Origin of the sequence: Bordetella tumbae (assembly GCF_965139195.1) — a bacterium.
Lineage (GTDB): Bacteria > Pseudomonadota > Gammaproteobacteria > Burkholderiales > Burkholderiaceae_B > Bordetella_A > Bordetella_A tumbae.
Window position 1 is genome coordinate 33,476 of record NZ_CBCSJH010000030.1, and the last position, 18,815, is coordinate 52,290.

Sequence of the window (18,815 nt, forward strand, 5' to 3'; positions counted from 1 at the left end):
CCTACCCCTCCGATCCGCGCAATCCCGCAGCGTGTACCCCCGCGATCCGGCCGAAGGTAGCGCCACGCAATACCGAGGTCGCAGCCGGATAACGCCGATAGTAGATGCCAGTCATCGCGCCCGCGGCGTACAGATTCGGAATCACATCGCCGTCACTGTTGAGCACCTGTGCACTGGCGTTGGTTTTCACCCCTCCGAACGTAATAATGCCGGAGGGAATAAGGGGATACGCAATGAACGGCGGTGTATCGATGGGACGGGCCCAGTTACTCTTGGCAGGCACAACACCGACCGTCGATAAACCATCGGCCTCAGAAGGCACGAATCGCCCTGCCCGGCATCCCGCATTAAATGCCGCTACAGTTTCCTCCAATGCACCCAGCGGCACATCGAGCTTGCGGGCCAAATCCGGCAGGCTGTCGGCCTTTATGGGCGGCAAATCACTCAACACGGCTCTGACGTAGTTCGGTACATCATTGATCTTGGCATCCAGAACGGCATACCCGACGTTATTGGGTTGTTTCTGTATCGCCCAGCAGATCCGGTCATAATTGTTGTAATCGGCGCCGCTGCCTTCGTCGCAGAAACGCATACCCAGTCGATTGACCACGATGCCGAAAGGAAAAATCAGCACCTTGGCCTCTGCCCGTGCAGATCTCTCATCCACAGGCGTAGAGTGATAGGCGCCAAAATCGCCAGCGGGTGCAGCGCCCACGTCAAACGCCATGCGTATGCCTTCGCCGCGGTTGTAATGCGCGCCGCGCGCAACGGGACGAATACCCGCAGATCCAGGGCCTACATAACGAGCCAGCATTTCCGGCGATCCTTCAAATCCACCGCTGGCCAACACCACTGCCTTTGCCAAAAAATCAACGGGGCGGTTCCCCCGAGCAACCGCATGCAAACCGGAGATAACACCCTCGGATTCGATCAGACGGCGTCCCGTTGTTTCGTAAAAGAATTGGACGCCACCCTTGCGCGCCGCATTGCCCAACGCCTCGAGCATCGCCGCACCACCCCCGCTGGGCGTGATCATGGTCATAGGCGCCAACGTGATCTGCGGCAGCATCGTGGGAATGAACCGCACCCCATGCCCCTTGATCCACTGAATCGTCGGAACAGCCTCGCGCGACAACGCCGCCAAGTAATCCGTATCCGTCACAGGCATCGAACGCACGACATTGCCCCACGACTCCGAGGCGCTATCCATCTCGGCGACCAACCCAGGATCAGGATTGGCGCTGGCCACCTCTGCCATCGCCTCATCAAAATCGTCCGACAGCTCGGTTTCGCTTTTGAGCCGCAGAAAGGCTTCCGTGTACCGCGTGCAGCCGCCGCTTTCGCTTTCGCTGGCACGTTCGAGTACAGCTACCCTCGCGCCCGCCTCCATGGCGGCGACGGCTGCCGACAGCCCGGCGATACCATGCCCCAGAACGACCACATCAAAATCATGAGTTTCAATCATTCGTCTTTCTCCCGGTACTGAATCACAGGTCTGCACCTAACCCCGACATATCAACGCCGCGTGCGGCCCACCGTCGCCAGATCCACACCCGGCACCATGCCGGCGATGCTGAAACCGCCATCAATCGGCAACACCACGCCAGTCATGAACGCCGCGGCAGGAGACGCCAAAAACACTGCGGCGGCGGCCACATCGTCCTGGGTGCCGATACGTCCCAGCGCAGTACGGCGCCGCCGCTCCTCCCATCCAGCGGCATCGAGATTGGCATTCGACATCGCTGAAGGGATGGCCGACGGCGCCAGGGAATTCACCCTGATACCCATCGGGCCCAACTCCACCGCCAGCGCGCGGGACATCGCGTCCAACCCGCCTTTTAGCGAGGCATAGGCGCTGCTATATGCCACTCCGGTCAGCGCGACAACAGACGAGATGTTGATAATGACGCCGCGCCCAGCCTGCCGCATTGGCTCGGCCACGCTCTGACTCAGCAACAGCGGCCCTTTCAGGCCCACCGCGAGCATGCGATCGATAACCGCACTCTCCACCTCAGCCAACGGACCATATTTGGCAAAGACCGCACAGTTGACCAGCACACTGAGTCTGCCGAACCGCCGCAGCGCCGCTTGCACAGCCGCCTGGCCACTATGCACATCCGCCACATCGAGGCATACCGCCTCGGCCTGCCCGCCGTTGGCCTGGATTTCCACGGCCACTTCTCGTGCCCCAGTCTCATTGATATCCGCGACCACCACCTGACAACCCGCGTGTGCATAGGCCAGCGCAATCGCCCGTCCCAATCCTTGTGCCGCCCCAGTGATCAATGCCACTTCCGCCGACAAGATCATGCTCCGGCTCCAAAGACATCATCGCTGGAGTTCACAACTCGACAAAACCGGCCCAGCGATTGGACAGAGTGAGCGTGTTCCTCGGCAGAATGCGCGGCGCAGCAATCCTCGAGCAGGACCACATCAAAATCGCGGTCATGTGCGTCGCGCACAGTAGCCTGCACCACGGCTTGCGTGGACACGCCCGAGCAATAGATACGCTCGATCCGCATCGCTCTCAGTTGCGCCATCAGCGTCGTCGCATAAAACGGACTGACACGGTGTTTAACGACGTGCACGTCCGTATCACGTGCCCCCAGATCAGGATGGATCTCCGTCCCTCGGGTACCCAAACGGAACAATCCCGCGTCAGGCGCGCCGCCAAAAATCGGCGAGCCCTTTGGACACTCATGATAGTCACTGGAGAAACCCACACGTACAAATCCAATAGCCACGCCGGCTCGACGAGCGGCCTCTATCGCACGAGCTGTCCGGGCGACGATATCCCTGTCGCGAGCCTCTTGCACCAACGGACTGGGCATGGCTCCCGCCTCCGGGTTGACCAGGTCGTTCTGCATGTCCAGGACCAGATAAATAGCGTTCAAAACGAATCCTCTCTTGTTTGATGTTGAAGGTGAACCAGAAGCGCAGACGCTTCCCACGGCTACGCCCAGCGCGCCTGAAATATCGAACACGCCTGGCTCGCAACCACGCACAGGAATACAGACGCGCTCAGCCGTCCAGCTTGATATTGGCGTTGGAAATCACGTCCCCCCAACGCTGCGTCTCTGATTCAATGAAATGCTGCAGATCGCCGGGGCTCATCACAGGGTGCACGTCCACCCCCAGCGCCCGGAAATTCGCGATGGCGTCAGGCGATTGAATGATGGAATTGATGGCCCCCGCCACGCGCTGCACAATCGGCTCCGGTGTATTGGCAGGCGCCACCACAGCAAACCAATTCACCACATTAATGCCCTTGATCCCCAACTCATCCATCCCAGGCGTATCGGGCAACACGAAAAAACGATCGTGGGTCATCATCGAATAGACCTTGATCTTGCCATCCGCACTCAGCGCCTTGGCGCGCGCCGCGGGCAACACCATCAAGTCCACCTGCCCGGCCATCAACGCGTTCACCGCAGGCGCCTCGCCTTGAAACGGAACATGCAGCATCTGCAACTGGTACTGGCCTTTAAGCATCTCCATACCGATCTGCGAAGTACTGCCCACGCCCCATGACGCAAAGGTCAACTCACCGGGACGAGCCTTGGCCAACGCGATCACCTCCTGCAGCGTCCCGGCCTTTAAATCAGCGCGCGAGACCAACGCAAACGGATTGAGAGCAAACGGCGCCACCCCCGTAAACGCCTTGATCGGATCGTAAGACAAGGTCGAATAGACGTGCGGATTGATAGCATGCGTCTCGGCACTGGCAACGAACAGCGTGTAGCCATCTGCAGGCGCAGACGCCGCATAGTCCGTCCCGACGCGGCCATTCGCACCGCTGCGATTCTCGACAATGATCGTGGTCCCTAGTTGCTCTCCGAGCCGTGTGGCCAGAATACGGCTGGCCGCATCTGTCACACCGCCCACAGGCCAAGGCACCACCAGCTTGATTGGTCGTCCCGCCGGGTAGTCCTGGGCCTGGGCAGGCGTTGTCACGCCCAGAGCCACGGCCAGGATACCCACAGAGCGCACAAAGGCGCGAGCGGCACGAGGTAGCACGCATAAAGCAGCATTCCTCATCGTTGTCTCCGTCGTTCTCGTTGTGCGTAAGAGTGTCTCATCGCGCGGAGCGCGACGAAACACCAATTTCCGAGATGGATTCCTACGCGAAACGTAAGAATCGGTAGACGGGCAACACCATCATGGAAACGCTCAGGACATCCCCAGTCCGCACAGGATACGGCTATCGGATCGCGGCGTTTCCCTGACTACGAGCGTCATCAATGGCTCGCTGCATGGCCAAATCTTCTGTCACGCCCGCAGCAGTGCCTGCACGGCCACATCAGGAACACTCGCTACGATCTTCAAAAGCGCAACAGCGGGGCCCGTCGGATTGCGATGGCCTTGTTCCCAATTTTGCAGTGTACGAACGCTGACCTGAATCGCCTTGGCGAACTCGGCCTGAGACAAATGGGTTTTCTCACGTGTCGCCTTGACATCGATCACATCGACCTTGAACACGCGCGACGGCTTCATCGCGCCTTTACGAATGGCAGCCGCCTGCTTCAGACTGGTTTGCAACTCGTCAAATACAGCGTTGTCCTTCTTCATCGTCGCAGTTCCTTTGCCAATCGACGCAACACTGCGCTTTCGATACATGGAATGCTCGATTATATACGTCAATGACGTATATCCGAGTTTTGACGCTCGCCGCCCCGGCCTACGCCCGCCCTTGATGCGGACGATTAAACGCCAGGAAATGGCGCACGACAGGCGGCTGGTCTCCTTGATGGAAACGCAGGACCTCCCCTTGAACGTCGGCGTCCGCCTTGGACACCCGCTTGTGCTGGCGCAGATGCTCGGCCCACGACTCGACGTGGAACCATTCGAGCATCAGTTCGGGATTGGCGGAGTCTTCTGCCACGCCCCATGCATAGGCGCCATCGCGCCGGCGTTCTGCCGAGAGCCGCGCCAGCGCCTTGAGAAAGTCAGCACGATCGGCCGCAGCAATGCGGTACTCGATCTGGATCAGCACCGGCCCGCGATCATGTTCAATGGGTGCCGCGGTCAGCGGCTCGGGCCAATGATTCGACGGCACCAAGTCAGCCTCACCGGCAGGCAGCTTGATACGGTGCGCGATTAGGCCAACCAACACGAGTCCTGCCGCGCCGGCCAACAGCGCTACCGGTACCGAGGTCCATTGCGCGACCGCGCCCCAGCTCAGGCTACCCACCGTCATCGCACCGTTGAACACGGTCAGATACACCGCCAACGACCGTCCACGCACCCAATTAGGCAAGATTGCCTGAGCCACCCCATTGAGCGTCGTCAACGCGGTGATCCAAGCCATTCCCAGCACCAGCAACGCAGTCACCGCAGCCCATTGTGGCGGCGCGAAAGACAGGAACGTCATCACCGCCGCTGTGACCAACGCCGCCACCAGCAGCAATCCATCCGCATCCAGGCGCGCACGCAAGCTCGGCATGACGACTGCACCGCCAATCGCGCCCAAGCCGACCGCCCCGAGCAAAATGCCATAAAAACCCGCGCCGCCGCCCAACAACTGGCGTGCGACCAAAGGCAGTAAAGCCCAGATCGAGCTGGCGAGCGCGAAAAACAAAAACGCCCGAAGCAACACCACATGCAACTCGCGGCTGGCGCGAACGTAGCGCAGTCCGGCACGAAAAGCGCCGACGAAGCGCTCGGACAGCTCATCGTCCGCCGCCTGCGGCCGCGGCCACCACAACAGCGCGGCAACCACAAACACATAGCTGATGACATCCACGCCATACGTGAAGGCTGCGCCGAAACTGGCCAGAATCAAACCGCCCAACGCGGGGCCCACGGCACGCGCGATATTGATGCCCAGCGAATTGAGCGCCACCGCGCTTTTGAGATCTTTCTTTTGAACCAGCTCAGGAACAATGGCCTGCCAGGTCGGCCCCATCAGCGCCGCGCCGATACCGCCCAAAAACGTCAAGGCCACCAGCGATGCCACCGATTGCAGACCCGCAGCCGACAGTAGCATCAGCGTGACACTGACGCCTGCCAACAGGAACTGAATACCAACCAGAAACTTGCGTCGATCCAGCACGTCGGCCAACACACCCGCAGGAATCGCCAGCAAGAACACAGGCAACGTCGCCGCAGCCTGCACCATCGCCACCGCAGTGGGCGATGAAGACAGGTCAGTCATCAGCCACGCGCTGGCGACATCGCGCACGAAACTGCCGGTGTTGCCAATGACCGTTGCCACCCACAACACCGCAAACAGCGTCTGCCGTAGCGGCGCAAAACTGCCTGATGGGGGTTCGTCTGTATGCGTCATGCCCGCCGCTCCCTCAAATCCAGCCAGGCCACCAGCAAAAAGCCGCCGACCAAACCCAGATGTTCAAAAAACGAATTAGCGGCCATGAAACGCGCTGGTCCGGCCGGCAACTCCCAAAACCGCAGGGCCATACCGGTCGCCAGCAAGGTAAACCCTGCCAGGGCGAGCGCTCCCAGCCACCGTAACCGGCCCGTGAGAATCATCATGGAAGCCCCCAATTCAAGCACAATCACCGCCCCCGCGAACAGCGGAGCCGGCGATAGGCCAAAATGGTTCATCTCGGCGATAGCACCGGAAAAATCGGTGAGCTTCACGAGCCCGCCTTGCAGATAGGCCGAACACAAGGCCAGATAAGCAAGAAAACGCGCGGCGCGGCTCGCAAACACCGGCCGCACCGCGGCAGTCACACCGTGACCCGTCACAACATCAGGCGTAGGCATGGGTGCTCTCATATCGACGATCAGACGGCCCAGCACGAACAACCCAGCGCGCCGAAAAAGCCTTTCAAATCCGACACAGGCGCGTTCGATGCCCAGGCATTTGCATGGTCATGCCCATGCATCCCGCACGCACTGGCGCAACCGCAACCAGCCACCGCCTGATAACGCCGATACGACGAGGACGACAGCGAATTTTTGCCTGCACCCTCCGGATCTCCCCAGGCCGCATAGCCGCCAAACAAGCGCATGGGCGACCAGTCGGGCATCGCCGGCGGCAGCGGATTATCGTCGTGCTGGGCAAACTCGCCCTCGCCATAAACCACCCGTCCGCCCACGACCGTCAGGTGCGACGTCAAAAACGAGATCTCGTCTTCCGACACGCTGAAAAAATCCTTGCTCGGCACCATAAAGTCCGCCAGCTGACCGACAGAAATCCGGCCACGCTTGCCTTCCTCGTTGGAAAACCACGCAACATTCTCTGTCCACATGCGCAATGCCGTCTCACGATCGAGCAAATTGCGTTGCGGATACATCTGCGTACCGCCCAAGGTCTTGCCCGTGATCATCCACGACAGCGACACCCAGGGGTTGTAGGAAGCGACCCGCGTAGCGTCAGTGCCAGCCGACACCTTGACGCCCTTTTCCAGAATACGCTTGACCGGCGGCGAGGCTTCGGCGGCCTTTGCGCCATAGCGTTCGATGAAATACTCACCCTGGTAGGCCATACGATGCTGCACGGCAATACCACCGCCCAGCGCCGCAATACGATCGATGGACTTGTCGGAAATCGTCTCCGCATGGTCAAAGAACCAGTTGATTCCCTCCAGCGGCGTATCCCGGTTGACCTTTTCAAACACGTCCAGCGCACGTGAAATCGTTTCATCATACGTCGCGTGCAAACGCCATGGCCACTTGTTCTGCACCAATACGCGTACGACTTCTTCGAGTTCGCTTTCCATCTGCGGCGGCATATCCGGGCGCTCGACACGGAAATCCTCGAAATCCGCGGCCGAATACACCAGCATTTCCCCCGCCCCATTGTGACGGAAATAGTCATCGCCTTGCTTGTACTTGACGGACTTGGTCCAGTTCAGAAAATCTTCCTTTTCCTGCTTGGGCTTTTGCGTAAACAGGTTATAGGCCAGCCGCACCGTGATCTGGTTGGCATCGGCCAGTTTCTGGATGACCTCGTAGTCCTCGGGATAGTTCTGGAAACCGCCCCCCGCATCGATCACCCCCGTGACGCCCAGGCGATTCAGTTCGCGCATGAAATGGCGCGTCGAATTGATCTGATAGTCCAGCGGCAGTTTCGGGCCTTTGGCCAGGGTGGAATAGAGAATCGTGGCGTTGGGTTTTGCCAGCAGCAAACCCGTGGGGTTCCCATTGGCATCGCGCACGATCTGCCCGCCCAACGGATCCGGCGTATCTTTGGTGTAGCCCACCGCACGCAACGCCGCTGCGTTGAGCAGCGCACGGTCATACAAATGCAACAGAAAGACCGGCGTATCGGGCGCGATCGCGTTGATCTCCTCGATCGTCGGCAGGCGTTTCTCGACGAATTGCTGCTCGGTAAACCCGCCCACCACACGCACCCATTGCGGTGCGGGCGTGATGGCGACCTGGCGTTTTAGCATTTCCAGCGCGTCGGCCAGCGAACGTACGCCATCCCAGCGCAGCTCCATGTTGTAGTTCAAACCGCCACGCACCACATGCGTGTGGTTGTCGAACAGCCCGGGCAGTACATGCCGGCGCTTCAAGTCCACCAGGCGGGTATTCGATCCCGCCAGCCGTGTGACCTCTTCGTTGGTGCCCACGGCGACAAAACGGCCGGACTTGATCGCGACGGCGTTGACCACCGGCTTGGCACGATCCAGCGTCGTGATCTGGCCGTTATGGAAAATGATGTCGGGACTAGCATCGGACACGGTTGACGTTCCTTTCCGGAGTGCCTCGGCCGCTGCATTGCGGCCCAATGCGCCATTGAACGCTGCCGTGGCAGCCAGCGTGGTGGCCGCGCCGAGAATCTTTCGACGAGTTGTCATTGTCACGCTTTTCTCCTCGTTGTGGAGCTTTTCTTGAGGCCGCCGATGAGCGACGGCAGGCATAAGCGGCGCCCCAGACGCACAGGCCTGGGGCTACTCTCGGCCGGCGTCGAGTTATTTGGCCGGATTCGGACCAATGCGCTCGCCGTGCTTCACACGTTCGGAAGCCTTGTGCACCATCGTGTAGGCGTAGTCCACACCCATACCATAAGCGCCGGAATGCTCTTTGACAATTTCCATCACCGCGTCGTACGTATCACGGCGGGCCCAGTCACGCTGCCATTCCAGCAACACCTGTTGCCACGTCACCGGCACAATACCGGCCTGTACCATGCGGTCTATCGCGTACTTATGCGCATCGGCCGAGGTGCCTCCCGACGCATCGGTCACCATGTAAATCTCATAATCCGTGTCATGCAGGCATGACAATGCGAAAGTCGTATTGCAGACCTCGGTCCACAAGCCAGAAACCACGATTTTCTTGCGGCCTTGCGCAGCATGCGCGGCCAGCGCATCACGCACATTCTGATCATCCCACGAGTTCATCGACGTGCGCTCGAGAATCGAGTGATCCGGGAAAACGGCCAACAGCTCCGGATACGTAAAGCCGGAGAAGCTTTCCGTTTCGACCGTGGTGATGGTAGCGGGGATATCGAATACTTTCGCAGCTTTAGCCAAGCCGACTACATTGTTCTTTAGCACCTGGCGATCGATCGACTGGACACCGAAGGCCATCTGCGGCTGCTGGTCGATGAAAATGATCTGGCTATTCTGGGGGGTCAGGACTTCGAGATACTTGGACATCGCATTGCTCCCTTCATTGATGATCGAATAAAGTGCCGCAGCGCAGCAGTGTAGGACTCCAACGATGTCATCAGAAGGGGCAAACTGGAAAAGCATCCTTTCCAAAATTGATATGGACGAGTCACTACACCGAGGCCACGTTCCTCACACGCGTCTGGAACAGCCTCTTTGCTGAGCAATCAGTAGATACCTGTCAGCCGGGCAAACGGGCTGCGACGCATTGCCCCCACCTCCATGTGGTCAGTAGAATCAAGCACAACATACTCATTCGCCTGTCACATGAATAGACTGCCAGACCTCGAAGCCTGGGCCATCTTTGCCAAGGTCGCCGAAACAGGATCCTTTGCCCGCGCCGCCAGCGAATTCGCCTTGTCGCAGGCCACGGTGTCCAAAGCCATCACGCGCCTAGAAGCACGCATGAAAACCATGCTGTTTCACCGCACCTCTCGCCGCGTGACCTTGACCGAAAGCGGGCTGGCCGCGCTGGAGCGCGCCACCCGCATTCTCGAGGAAGGCGAAGCCGTCGAGGCAGACCTCGCCGAACAGGCCACCGCCCTGCGCGGTCTCGTGCGCGTTACCGCCCCGATGTCCTTCGGGCTCTCGCATCTGGCGCCGATCCTGCCTCCATTCATGCAAGCCCACCCCGATGTGAGTCTGGACATCGAATTCAGCGACGAACAAAAGGACCTCGTTGCGAACCGATTCGATGTCGCCGTGCGCATTTCCAATCCGTCTGATTCCAGCCTATTGGCCAAACGTCTATGCAACGTACGCATCCTGCTGGTGGGCTCGCCCGGCTATTTCGAGCGTCATGGCCGGCCACAGCACCCGAGCGAACTCGTCGAGCACCGTGCCTTGCAGTATGCCTATTCCCCCAGAGGACCAAGCTGGCGATTTCGGCATGAGCGCGACGGCGAATTCAGCCAAACCATGCACATACCCTTGCGCGTCAACAACGCCGAAGCCCTGACGCACGCGCTGACAGCCGGCCTCGGCCTGGCACTACAGCCGGAATTTCTGGTCTGGCAGGATATCGAGGCAGGCCGGCTGGAAACCGTGATGGACGAATGGGAGGTCGAACCCATTGCATTGCATATCCTGACCCCGCCCGGACGCAAGCGCCCTGCCCGCGTGCAAGCTTTCATCGACTATCTCGCGCAATGCTACGCCAGTCAGCCGTGGGCCCGGCCGGACGGCGAGACCCAATTGCCGCATCGTGAATAGACCGTCACGCCTATTGCACCTGCAGATTCGACTCCTTGACTAGGTCGCCCCACTTTTTGGCTTCCGCCTGCAGGAACTCTGATGCCTGCGTTGGGCTGTTCGCGACCAGGTCTACCCCGTCACGCGCCAATAGCTCTTTCATCGCCGGCGTATTCAACGCCGTGCGCGAGGCTGCGTTCAGCTTGTCGATGACAGCTGGTGGCGTTCCCGCCGGGGCCGCGAGCACGAACCAATTGCGGGCCTCAAAGCCCGGCAGGGTTTCCGCCACAGTCGGTACATCCGGCAAAATGCTCATCCGTTGTGCGCCCGTGGTGGCCAACAACCGCAGCTTTCCCGAACGCACATGCACCAATGACGACGCGGGATTATCGATCATCAGATCCACCTCGCCGCTGATCAGGTCGACGAAGGCAGCGCCAGCCCCTTTGTACGGGATTTTCGTGAAATCCACACCACCCTGCTTGGCCAGCATTGCCGTGGCCAACGCCTGAATCCCTGTGCTCGCGGACAAGGCAAAATTGATCTTGTCAGACTGCTTGGCCTGAGCCAACACATCCTGCAGGGACTCTGCCTTGAACTTGTTGCTGGCCACCAGCACCTGCGGTGCAGCCGCCATGATCATCACTGGACTGAAATCCTTGATCGGATCATACGGGACCTGCGGATAAAACGCGGGTGTCGTACCGAAAGCCGCCGAACTCAACAGCAACGTATAGCCATCAGCAGCCGATCGAGCAACATCGATGGCACCGATCTGGCCGGTATTGCTGGCCTTGTTTTCGACCACGATACTCTGACCGAGAATCTCACCCAGTTCCTTTGCGAACGGCCGGGCCAGCGTATCCACACCGCCACCAGCCGCGAACGGAACAACGATGCGTATCGCCTTGTCGGGAAATTCCGCTTGAGCGGCGCTGCCCATCAACAATGCAGCCATCATGGCCCCGATGATTTTCTTTTTCACGCAATGTCTCCTATTTACGAGTAGCAGCCAGGCGCATAGGCAGCGCGGCATCGCCAGCTGTCTCCAATGACCAGACCGAATCAATCAAACGACCGGCATCGACGTCCACGCCGGCATAACGCACGAGGTCACGCAGTTTCTGTTCGATAGCGTCGTCCTCCAGCGGACGGGCCAACGAGCCGCGCGGCGCGGTGACTTCACGCTGCAACGTTGCGCCGTCGTTGAACTCGACGTGCACCTTGACCGCGTCAACTGACATGGCCGCATCGTCGGTGAACACCAGCCGTGCACCGAGCGTGCGTAGAACAGGATCCGCCACTGCCTCATCAGAAAACTCAGCAAGTCCGGCGCGGCCGCGTACCAATGCCACTGCCACAGCGTGTTGCGCGCACACCTGAGACTGACGCCCGCTGTTGATATCGGGACGATCTGTCCGTTGGCGCAACAAGGGATGCCCCGTCAGCTCGATACGGGAAATACTGCCCCATCCCCCGTCCTGAATACGAGGATCCGACGACAGCTCCAGGCAGGCATCGATGACCGGATTCAACACCACGCCGCAGGGATACGGCTTGTAGGCGTTATTCAACAGTTCCCAACTATCCCCGAGCCGTTCTGTCATCGCAGTCAGCCGCGGACTGTCGCCGACGACTCTCAAGAACCCGCGCTCTCCTTCCAACGGCAGCGCCGGTCCATCAAAACCATCTGCAGCCAGAAAGGCCGACAGCAGTCCATTTCGCGCGGCATTGCCCACGCTGACGCTCTTGGCGCCGGTGCCCAGCGCCTCCACCAGGCCACCCGCCTGCACGGCAGCGATACCCAACGCATGAACGTTCTGCCGCGCATCCAAGCCCAGCGTCTTCGCCGCCGCCAGCCCTGCACCAAACACCCCGCACGTCGAAGTGATATGCCAGCCGCGTGCATAGTGTTCCGGCGAGATCGCGTTGCCGATACGGCAGGCCACCTCAACACCCAGCACAAAGGCATGCAGCAATTCCTGCCCGCTCATGGGCCGGGTCTCGGCCAGGGCGAACAAGACCGGCGCAATCGGCGACGAGGGATGGATAATGGTCGGATGATGCGTATCGTCAAAGTCGAACACATTCGCCGCCATCGCGTTCAATGCGGCAGCGCTCAACACATCCACACGATCCGGCCGGCCCGCCAGGCTCGCCTGCGGTCCCGCCGAAAACCGCGCATACGTGCGCACCGCAATATCCAGCGACGGCGTACGTGCCGCAGAGATCGCCACGGCGAAAAAATTCAAAATAGCCCGGCGTGCGGCATGCCGTACCTCTGCCGGCACATCCTCCCACCGCGACTCGGCGACGAAACGCGACAGTTGAATAGACGGAGAAATTGCGTCGGAAACAGCAGTTTGATTCATGTCATTTCACTTGTTGAGGAAGCCACATTACGATCTGCGGGAAAGCGTAAATCAGGCACAAAAAGAGCAGGATAATCACCACAAACGGCAGCGCGCCGCGCAGGATGTCACCAAACCGGGCCTTATCATTCATGCTGCGCAACACGAACAGCACCATGCCGACAGGCGGTGTAATCAGGCCCACCTCGATCATCAACACCAGAAAAACCCCGAACCAGATGGGATCCAGCCCGAGAGCCATGGCGATCGGATAGGTCACCGGCAGCGTCATCAGCATCATCGCGATCGACTCTACGAACATGCCCAGGACCAGATAAATCAACACCATCGCTCCCATCACGACGACGGGCGAGAAATCCGCTCCCTGAATGAGGTTGACGACTTCGCGCGGCAACCTCAGATAGTCGAACACCCAACTGAAGATGCCCGCCCCCACCACGATCAGCAACAACAAGGCGGTGACCTTGGCCGAGTCATAGGCGATCTCCATCAGCGCGCGCCAAGTGAGTTTGCCGCGCAACAAGCACAGCACGAACGCGCTGACGGCGCCAATAGCGGCAGCCTCGGTCGGCGTGGCGATCCCCGCATACATAGAGCCCAGCACCGCACCGATGATCACGACAAACGGCACCATGCCGCGCGAGGCCGAGAGCTTTTCGCGCATGGTGTAGGCACGTGCAGGCGGAGCCGACCCCGGCACCGTCAGCGCCCATACCAGGGCTCCCAGCATAAAGACGCCCATCAGCAACAGGCCCGGAATCATCCCCGCGAGAAACAGATGAGTCACCGAAGCCCCCACCGTCGTCCCATAGATGATCATCGGAATGCTAGGTGGAATCAGAATGCCCAGCGTAGCGCCCGCCGCCGCGACGCCATACGTCAATCGCGGGCTGTAGCCACGCTCGATCATGTCCGGGCAAGCGACTTTCCCCAACGTCGCAGCCGTAGCCAGACTGGATCCCGACACCGCCGCAAAGATCGCCGAAGCCCCCGCGGAGGCATGCGCCAGGCCACCCGGCGCACGGCCGAACCAGCGCACCAATGCGTCAAACATGCCGGACGTAATCCCACTACGCAGCAACAGCCCGCCCATGAAAATAAACATGGGAACAGCCGTCAACGTAAACGTATTCGTACTGCTCCAGGCTCGCTCGGCCAGCAATGAAAGCTGTGGACGCGACAATAGAAAGTACACGCCCAGCAACCCCACCATCCCCAACGCCACACCGATACGCACACCAAGAAATAACAACAGCATCATGCTGGCGACCAACAGCGCGGCCACCCAACCCAACGACTGTCCGCGTGCCAAGGCATACAAGGCAGCGCATCCGCCGACGAGAATCAGCGACTGCACCAGCGTAGCCTTGCCGCTCCACGCCCCAATCGCGATGATGAACGCCACGGCGATCACCGCCATTCCCCAGTCGATCCGGCTGCCGGCAATAGAAACAGAGTTGGGTCCCAAAGCCACGAGCGCGAGCGCCATGACGGCCAACACAACGGGCGCCAACCAACGACGCCAATGCTCTGCGGGCGGACGCAACCGATAGATATCGACCAGAATCGACAGGCAGAAAGTCAGCATGCCCAGCGACACAGACAACTGCGGTATCCATTGCGGCGTCGACAGCAAACCCCAATCCCGCGTGTCGTTCACATACTCGCGAAAATTAAAGCTGGCCATCTGCCATCCCAGCACCACACTGAACAGCAACGCCAACCATTGGCCCAACAGTTCCAGTTGCACCCGCGTCGATGACGACACCCGGTCGATCCACAGTTCCACCTGGACATGCGCATTCGCCGACTGCGCCGCGGCCAATCCGAAAAACACCGTCGCCACCAACAGATAACCCGAGATTTCCGTAGCCCACGACGTCGGCGAGTTAAAGACGTAGCGCGAAAAAATCTCGTAGCACATCGACAACGCCATCAACAGCAACGCCGCCGTCGCGAGCGCTCCGGAACACCGGGTGATACCAACCATCCCCCGAATCAGGCTGAAGTCTGCGCTGCCGCCCAATGGATAAGGCGATGCGCCTGGCGATATGGCGGCCTCTGCCGGCGCCTGCATCGGCATATCAATGCTGCTCATTCTTGTCTCCTCGGCGCTGTGCGCGCGATGGTGTTTTCCCTGATCGAGAGCTAACGCCAGAGAAATGCTATGACGATATTATAGGCATATTGTATGATCGAATGATCATAATTTCACACAGCGCACCGCGCACCATCCAGGAGGAGCACAACATGCATTACCCCACTCGCCCGCCCTCGCGGCTACGGTCATTGGCGCTCTCGGCCGCCATCGGTGTCACCCTATGGGCCGGCGCAGCGCAGGCACAGACCTATGACCTGACCATGGCCGTCATCACCTCGCCCGGCGACGGCTATTCCATTCTCACGGCGTCAGTGCCAGATCGCGTCGCCAAAGCCACCGACGGCAAAGTCAAAGTCACCGTCAGCGACTCACTGGTGCCGCCCGCCCAAATGGCGACTGCCGTGCGCGAAGGCCGCGTGGACATGAGCGCAGCCCTGCACACCTACCTGGCGGCCGACGAGCCGCGCATGGGCATCTTTAACCTGCCGGGCCTCATCAACGACATCAAAGAGTACAAACAGGTCTGCGACGCCTTCTGGTGCGAAGACACCCGCAAGATCTGGAAAGACAAATGGAATGCCATCGTGCTCGCCGAGGGCACCTGGTGCACACAACAGCTGTTTTCCAAGGATCCCATCCACAAAATCGAGGACTTCAAGGGCAAACGCCTGCGCGTGCACAACCCCCAGACCGCCGAAGTCGTCAACGCACTGGGCGGTAAGCCGGTCGCCATGCCCACCACCGAGATCTTCCCCGCGCTGGAGCGTGGCGTCATCGACGGCCTGTTCATCTCGATGTGCGTAGGCGGATCGCTGGAATTCTGGCGCATCGCCAAGAACGTCCAGAACTGGAGCCTGGGCCCAATCAACGGCTGGGCCATACTCGTCAACCCCGACAGCTGGGAAAAACTGCCACCCGACGTCCAGAAGCAGGTCCAAAGCGCCATGGACGGCGTACAACACGACGCCTTTACCCAATACGACCAGTTTGTCACCAATGCACGCCAGGCGATGGAAAAGAACGGCGTGACCTTCTGGGTCGCACCGGATGAAGAAAGGGCTAAACTAATGCAGCCGCAATACATAGGATCCGCGTACGATGCTTGGAACAAACGTGCCCAGCAAGTTGGATTCGATGGCCCTGCCTACCTTGATCGTGTACGAAAGGTATTAGGCAAAACGCAATAATCGACGGGCGCACCCAACGGTATCCGGGGCGCTCGACATACCCTGGATACCTTTTGCATTACGCCCATGACTGCCCACGTAGAGCCACAAGACGATTTCAAGGTCCAACGCGTCGCTTCAGTACTGAGGCACAGCGTGACAGAGAACATTCGCAACGCCATCCTGGTCGGGCGGTTCCGGCCCGGTGAACGACTGCCCGAGCGCGACCTGTGCGAGATGACCGGCGTGAGCCGGACCTTGGTCCGCGAGGCCTTGCGCCAGCTGGAATCCGAAGGCCTGATCCTCGTCATTCCCCACCGCGGCCCCGTCGTCGCCCGGCTCTCGCCTGAACAAGCGCGCGGCATCTACCAAGTACGCGAAGAACTCGAAGGCCTGGCCTGTGAGCTTTTCGCCGAGCACGCCACGCAGGCGCAGCTCACCGCACTGCGCAAGGCGCTGGAGGCGATGAAACGCACCCTGCCCCGTGGCACCGCTCTGCAGCAGCTGGCCGCGAAAAACGCCTTTTATCAGCAATTGCTGGATGGGGCGGGCAACGAGGCATTGACCAACAGCCTGCACCTGCTGAACTCCCGCGTCATGCTGCTGCGCTCGACCTCGATCCAGGCTCCTGGACGATCCAAGCACAGCATCGCCGAGCTCACCGAGCTGCTGCAGGCACTAGAGGCGCGTGACGGCAAGGCCGCACNCNCNGCGGCGCGACGTCACGTACGCAATGCCGCCGACGTCGCGATCAAAATCCTGCAGGAATCGCTACAGTCCGAGAGCGCGGACTAACCAAGCGGATTAACAGAGCCGATAACGATCAGAGCCCACGGACGATGATCGCCCTAAAAACCGTCGGCGCCACTCAGCACGCCGCCGACTTTCCAAAGGGATCGGCATTCACCGGGGTATCCACGGTATACGGCAAGGCCTCAGGCAGTCCAGCCAGGCTGCGCATCAAGGGATAAATAGCGCTGTAATCCTGCGCGCCCCTGCCCTGCGCCCGCGCCGCGGTATACGACTGATACGCGGCACTACCCATCGGCACACACGCACGGCTGCGCGACGCCAGCTCCAGGGCCAGGCCCAGGTCTTTATGCGCGAGATCGACCTGAAAACCCGCCGACAAATCGCCACGCAACACCTTGTTCGGATACGTGATATTCATGTGGCCCTGGCCCGCGATGGTCCCGCGCATCACTTGCAACGCCAGCTCCACGCTCAGCCCGCAGGCTTCGGCCAGCGTCAACGCCTCCGCCGTCAAGGCATTGAGTGAGATCCCCATGAAATTGTTGATCACCTTCACTCGGGAGCCGCCCCCTACCTCGCCGCAATCAATGATCTGATTGCCCATGCAGAGTAATGCCTCCTCTGCCCGGGCTTTGTCGTTGGCTGCGCCACTGGCCAGAATCAGCAGAGTCCCTCGCTCTGCTTCCATCGCAGAGCGTCCCACCGGGGAATCCAGCATCCTCAGGCCACGCGCCGCCAACAGCGCAGCAATGCCATCCGTCTCATGCGGCAAGATGGTCGACATATTGATCAGCAACGACGCCTCCGAGAGCGATTGCAACGCGCCATCGGGGCCCTCCAGCGCGGCACGAATGTGAGCCGCCGTCGGCAACATCGTGATCACCAACCCTGCACCGGCCGCAGCCTCCCTCGCACTCGCCGCGCGCTTGCCGCCCGCCTGCACCAGCGCATCCAGCGCCTGCGGATTCAAGTCATATCCCGTCACCGCAAACCCGTTCTTGACGAGATTACGCGCCATCGGCAGGCCCATCGCCCCTAGACCGATAAACGCAATCGATTCATTCTTCATATCCACGTCTCCTCGTTATGGCATGCCGATAGTCCGTCGCCATCGGCACGCATCTGGCAATCTGCATCAGCGACTATGCTTCACCGTAATGCGCCTTCCTTTTCCATCTCGGCGATCACCTCACGCGCCGCCTTCATCGCGTCCAACGAAGCCGGCACACCGCAATAAATAGCGGCCTGCAGAATCACCTCGACGATCTCTTCCTTCGTCACGCCGTTATTGACCGCGCCACGCATATGCAGCCGCAACTCGTTCGGCCGATTCAATGCGATCAGCATCGCCAGATTGAGAAAACTACGGGTCTTGCGCTCCAGCCCGGGCCGGGTCCACACATCCCCCCAGCAGTACTCCGTCACCAGCTTCTGCAGCGGGGCGCTCATGTCGTCAGCCCCATTCAGCGACTTTTCGACATAGGCGTCACCCACAACAGCTCGACGCACCTCCAGCCCCTTTTGGAACTGCTCGGATTGGAATTCGGGCCTCAATGCCATGATATTTTTTCTCCAGGGATTAAATGCGGCGCCGGACCATCCTCTTGCCACCGCACGATGTATTACTATAATACAATCCTATTGTATT

Annotated in this window: 17 protein-coding genes and 1 pseudogene; 4 read left to right on the forward strand and 14 right to left on the reverse strand. The window is 60.1% G+C overall.

The annotated features are described in order from the left end of the window. Nucleotide 1 precedes the first annotated feature (1 nt). From ACNA0J_RS22920 to ACNA0J_RS22960, 9 genes are all read right to left on the reverse strand, one after another. Nucleotides 2-1,465, reverse strand: coding sequence for an FAD-dependent oxidoreductase (locus ACNA0J_RS22920; protein ID WP_415821178.1), 1,464 nt, complete (start codon nucleotides 1,463-1,465; stop codon nucleotides 2-4). A gap of 50 nt (nucleotides 1,466-1,515) precedes the next feature. Beyond that, nucleotides 1,516-2,310: an SDR family NAD(P)-dependent oxidoreductase gene (locus ACNA0J_RS22925; RefSeq protein ID WP_415821179.1), complete on the reverse strand. Its 795-nt coding sequence runs from the start codon at nucleotides 2,308-2,310 to the stop codon at nucleotides 1,516-1,518. Next, nucleotides 2,307-2,894 (reverse strand): cysteine hydrolase family protein, encoded by a 588-nt coding sequence (locus ACNA0J_RS22930; RefSeq protein ID WP_415821180.1) that lies wholly within the window; start codon nucleotides 2,892-2,894, stop codon nucleotides 2,307-2,309. The genes ACNA0J_RS22925 and ACNA0J_RS22930 overlap by 4 nt, the downstream gene beginning before the upstream one ends. 127 nt (nucleotides 2,895-3,021) lie before the next feature. Continuing rightward, nucleotides 3,022-4,038 carry a Bug family tripartite tricarboxylate transporter substrate binding protein gene (locus ACNA0J_RS22935; RefSeq protein ID WP_415821181.1) on the reverse strand — a complete coding sequence of 339 codons (1,017 nt, stop codon included), beginning with the start codon at nucleotides 4,036-4,038 and terminating at the stop codon, nucleotides 3,022-3,024. Nucleotides 4,039-4,269: 231 nt separating this feature from the next. Then, entirely contained in the window at nucleotides 4,270-4,569 is a 300-nt protein-coding gene (gene nadS, locus ACNA0J_RS22940) for a NadS family protein (protein WP_415821182.1), read from the reverse strand. Nucleotides 4,570-4,678: 109 nt separating this feature from the next. After that, complete coding sequence (locus ACNA0J_RS22945; RefSeq protein ID WP_415821183.1) at nucleotides 4,679-6,286, reverse strand: MFS transporter; 1,608 nt, start codon at nucleotides 6,284-6,286, stop codon at nucleotides 4,679-4,681. Continuing rightward, the gene (locus ACNA0J_RS22950) at nucleotides 6,283-6,726 is read right to left on the reverse strand and encodes a DoxX family protein (RefSeq protein WP_415821184.1); all 444 of its coding nucleotides are present in this window, start codon (nucleotides 6,724-6,726) and stop codon (nucleotides 6,283-6,285) included. Before ACNA0J_RS22950 ends, ACNA0J_RS22945 begins: the two co-directional genes overlap by 4 nt. A gap of 20 nt (nucleotides 6,727-6,746) precedes the next feature. Beyond that, a complete protein-coding gene (locus ACNA0J_RS22955) occupies nucleotides 6,747-8,651 on the reverse strand; it encodes an amidohydrolase (protein ID WP_415821210.1) in 1,905 nt (634 codons plus the stop codon). Nucleotides 8,652-8,882: 231 nt separating this feature from the next. Further along, the gene (locus ACNA0J_RS22960) at nucleotides 8,883-9,572 is read right to left on the reverse strand and encodes a hydrolase (RefSeq protein WP_415821185.1); all 690 of its coding nucleotides are present in this window, start codon (nucleotides 9,570-9,572) and stop codon (nucleotides 8,883-8,885) included. A gap of 279 nt (nucleotides 9,573-9,851) precedes the next feature. Here ACNA0J_RS22960 and ACNA0J_RS22965 point away from each other — a divergent pair, with 279 nt between their 5' ends. Beyond that, nucleotides 9,852-10,796 (forward strand): LysR family transcriptional regulator, encoded by a 945-nt coding sequence (locus ACNA0J_RS22965; RefSeq protein ID WP_415821186.1) that lies wholly within the window; start codon nucleotides 9,852-9,854, stop codon nucleotides 10,794-10,796. 10 nt (nucleotides 10,797-10,806) lie between these two features. Here ACNA0J_RS22965 and ACNA0J_RS22970 read toward each other — a convergent pair whose 3' ends face one another. From ACNA0J_RS22970 to ACNA0J_RS22980, 3 genes are read right to left on the reverse strand one after another with little or no spacing between them, the layout of a single operon-like run. Continuing rightward, the gene (locus ACNA0J_RS22970; RefSeq protein ID WP_415821187.1) at nucleotides 10,807-11,760 is read right to left on the reverse strand and encodes a tripartite tricarboxylate transporter substrate binding protein; all 954 of its coding nucleotides are present in this window, start codon (nucleotides 11,758-11,760) and stop codon (nucleotides 10,807-10,809) included. A gap of 10 nt (nucleotides 11,761-11,770) precedes the next feature. After that, nucleotides 11,771-13,147: an MmgE/PrpD family protein gene (locus ACNA0J_RS22975; RefSeq protein WP_415821188.1), complete on the reverse strand. Its 1,377-nt coding sequence runs from the start codon at nucleotides 13,145-13,147 to the stop codon at nucleotides 11,771-11,773. A 1-nt stretch (nucleotide 13,148) separates the two neighbouring features. Next, the gene (locus tag ACNA0J_RS22980) at nucleotides 13,149-15,245 is read right to left on the reverse strand and encodes a TRAP transporter large permease subunit (RefSeq protein ID WP_415821189.1); all 2,097 of its coding nucleotides are present in this window, start codon (nucleotides 15,243-15,245) and stop codon (nucleotides 13,149-13,151) included. A gap of 152 nt (nucleotides 15,246-15,397) precedes the next feature. On the opposite strand from ACNA0J_RS22980, the gene ACNA0J_RS22985 reads away from it, so the two are divergent. The 3 genes and pseudogenes from ACNA0J_RS22985 to ACNA0J_RS29705 all read left to right on the forward strand — a co-directional run. Further along, nucleotides 15,398-16,435: a TRAP transporter substrate-binding protein gene (locus tag ACNA0J_RS22985; protein ID WP_415821190.1), complete on the forward strand. Its 1,038-nt coding sequence runs from the start codon at nucleotides 15,398-15,400 to the stop codon at nucleotides 16,433-16,435. 66 nt (nucleotides 16,436-16,501) lie between these two features. After that, nucleotides 16,502-17,122: GntR family transcriptional regulator (locus tag ACNA0J_RS22990; RefSeq protein ID WP_415821191.1), on the forward strand; the 621-nt coding region annotated here is incomplete at its 3' end. 3 nt (nucleotides 17,123-17,125) lie between these two features. Next, nucleotides 17,126-17,209, forward strand: a pseudogene (locus ACNA0J_RS29705) (hypothetical protein); the annotation flags it as partial. Nucleotides 17,210-17,282: 73 nt separating this feature from the next. Here ACNA0J_RS29705 and yihU read toward each other — a convergent pair. Together yihU and pcaC are read right to left on the reverse strand one after the other, a co-directional pair. Beyond that, nucleotides 17,283-18,236, reverse strand: a complete 954-nt coding sequence (yihU, locus tag ACNA0J_RS22995; protein WP_415821192.1) for a sulfolactaldehyde 3-reductase — start codon at nucleotides 18,234-18,236, stop codon at nucleotides 17,283-17,285. Between the two features lie 80 nt (nucleotides 18,237-18,316). Then, nucleotides 18,317-18,727, reverse strand: coding sequence for a 4-carboxymuconolactone decarboxylase (gene pcaC, locus ACNA0J_RS23000; protein ID WP_415821193.1), 411 nt, complete (start codon nucleotides 18,725-18,727; stop codon nucleotides 18,317-18,319). Nucleotides 18,728-18,815: the final 88 nt, after the last annotated feature.

Coding starts and splice junctions, on each gene's coding strand:
- ACNA0J_RS22985 (WP_415821190.1), top strand. CDS start 15,398: ATGCATTACCCCACTCGCCCGCCCTCGCGGCTACGGTCATTGGCGCTC.
- pcaC (WP_415821193.1), bottom strand. CDS start 18,727: ATGGCATTGAGGCCCGAATTCCAATCCGAGCAGTTCCAAAAGGGGCTG.
- ACNA0J_RS22920 (WP_415821178.1), bottom strand. CDS start 1,465: ATGATTGAAACTCATGATTTTGATGTGGTCGTTCTGGGGCATGGTATC.
- ACNA0J_RS22925 (WP_415821179.1), bottom strand. CDS start 2,310: ATGATCTTGTCGGCGGAAGTGGCATTGATCACTGGGGCGGCACAAGGA.
- ACNA0J_RS22950 (WP_415821184.1), bottom strand. CDS start 6,726: ATGCCTACGCCTGATGTTGTGACGGGTCACGGTGTGACTGCCGCGGTG.
- ACNA0J_RS22945 (WP_415821183.1), bottom strand. CDS start 6,286: ATGACGCATACAGACGAACCCCCATCAGGCAGTTTTGCGCCGCTACGG.
- ACNA0J_RS22960 (WP_415821185.1), bottom strand. CDS start 9,572: ATGTCCAAGTATCTCGAAGTCCTGACCCCCCAGAATAGCCAGATCATT.
- nadS (WP_415821182.1), bottom strand. CDS start 4,569: ATGAAGAAGGACAACGCTGTATTTGACGAGTTGCAAACCAGTCTGAAG.
- yihU (WP_415821192.1), bottom strand. CDS start 18,236: ATGAAGAATGAATCGATTGCGTTTATCGGTCTAGGGGCGATGGGCCTG.
- ACNA0J_RS22980 (WP_415821189.1), bottom strand. CDS start 15,245: ATGAGCAGCATTGATATGCCGATGCAGGCGCCGGCAGAGGCCGCCATA.
- ACNA0J_RS22975 (WP_415821188.1), bottom strand. CDS start 13,147: ATGAATCAAACTGCTGTTTCCGACGCAATTTCTCCGTCTATTCAACTG.
- ACNA0J_RS22965 (WP_415821186.1), top strand. CDS start 9,852: ATGAATAGACTGCCAGACCTCGAAGCCTGGGCCATCTTTGCCAAGGTC.
- ACNA0J_RS22935 (WP_415821181.1), bottom strand. CDS start 4,038: ATGAGGAATGCTGCTTTATGCGTGCTACCTCGTGCCGCTCGCGCCTTT.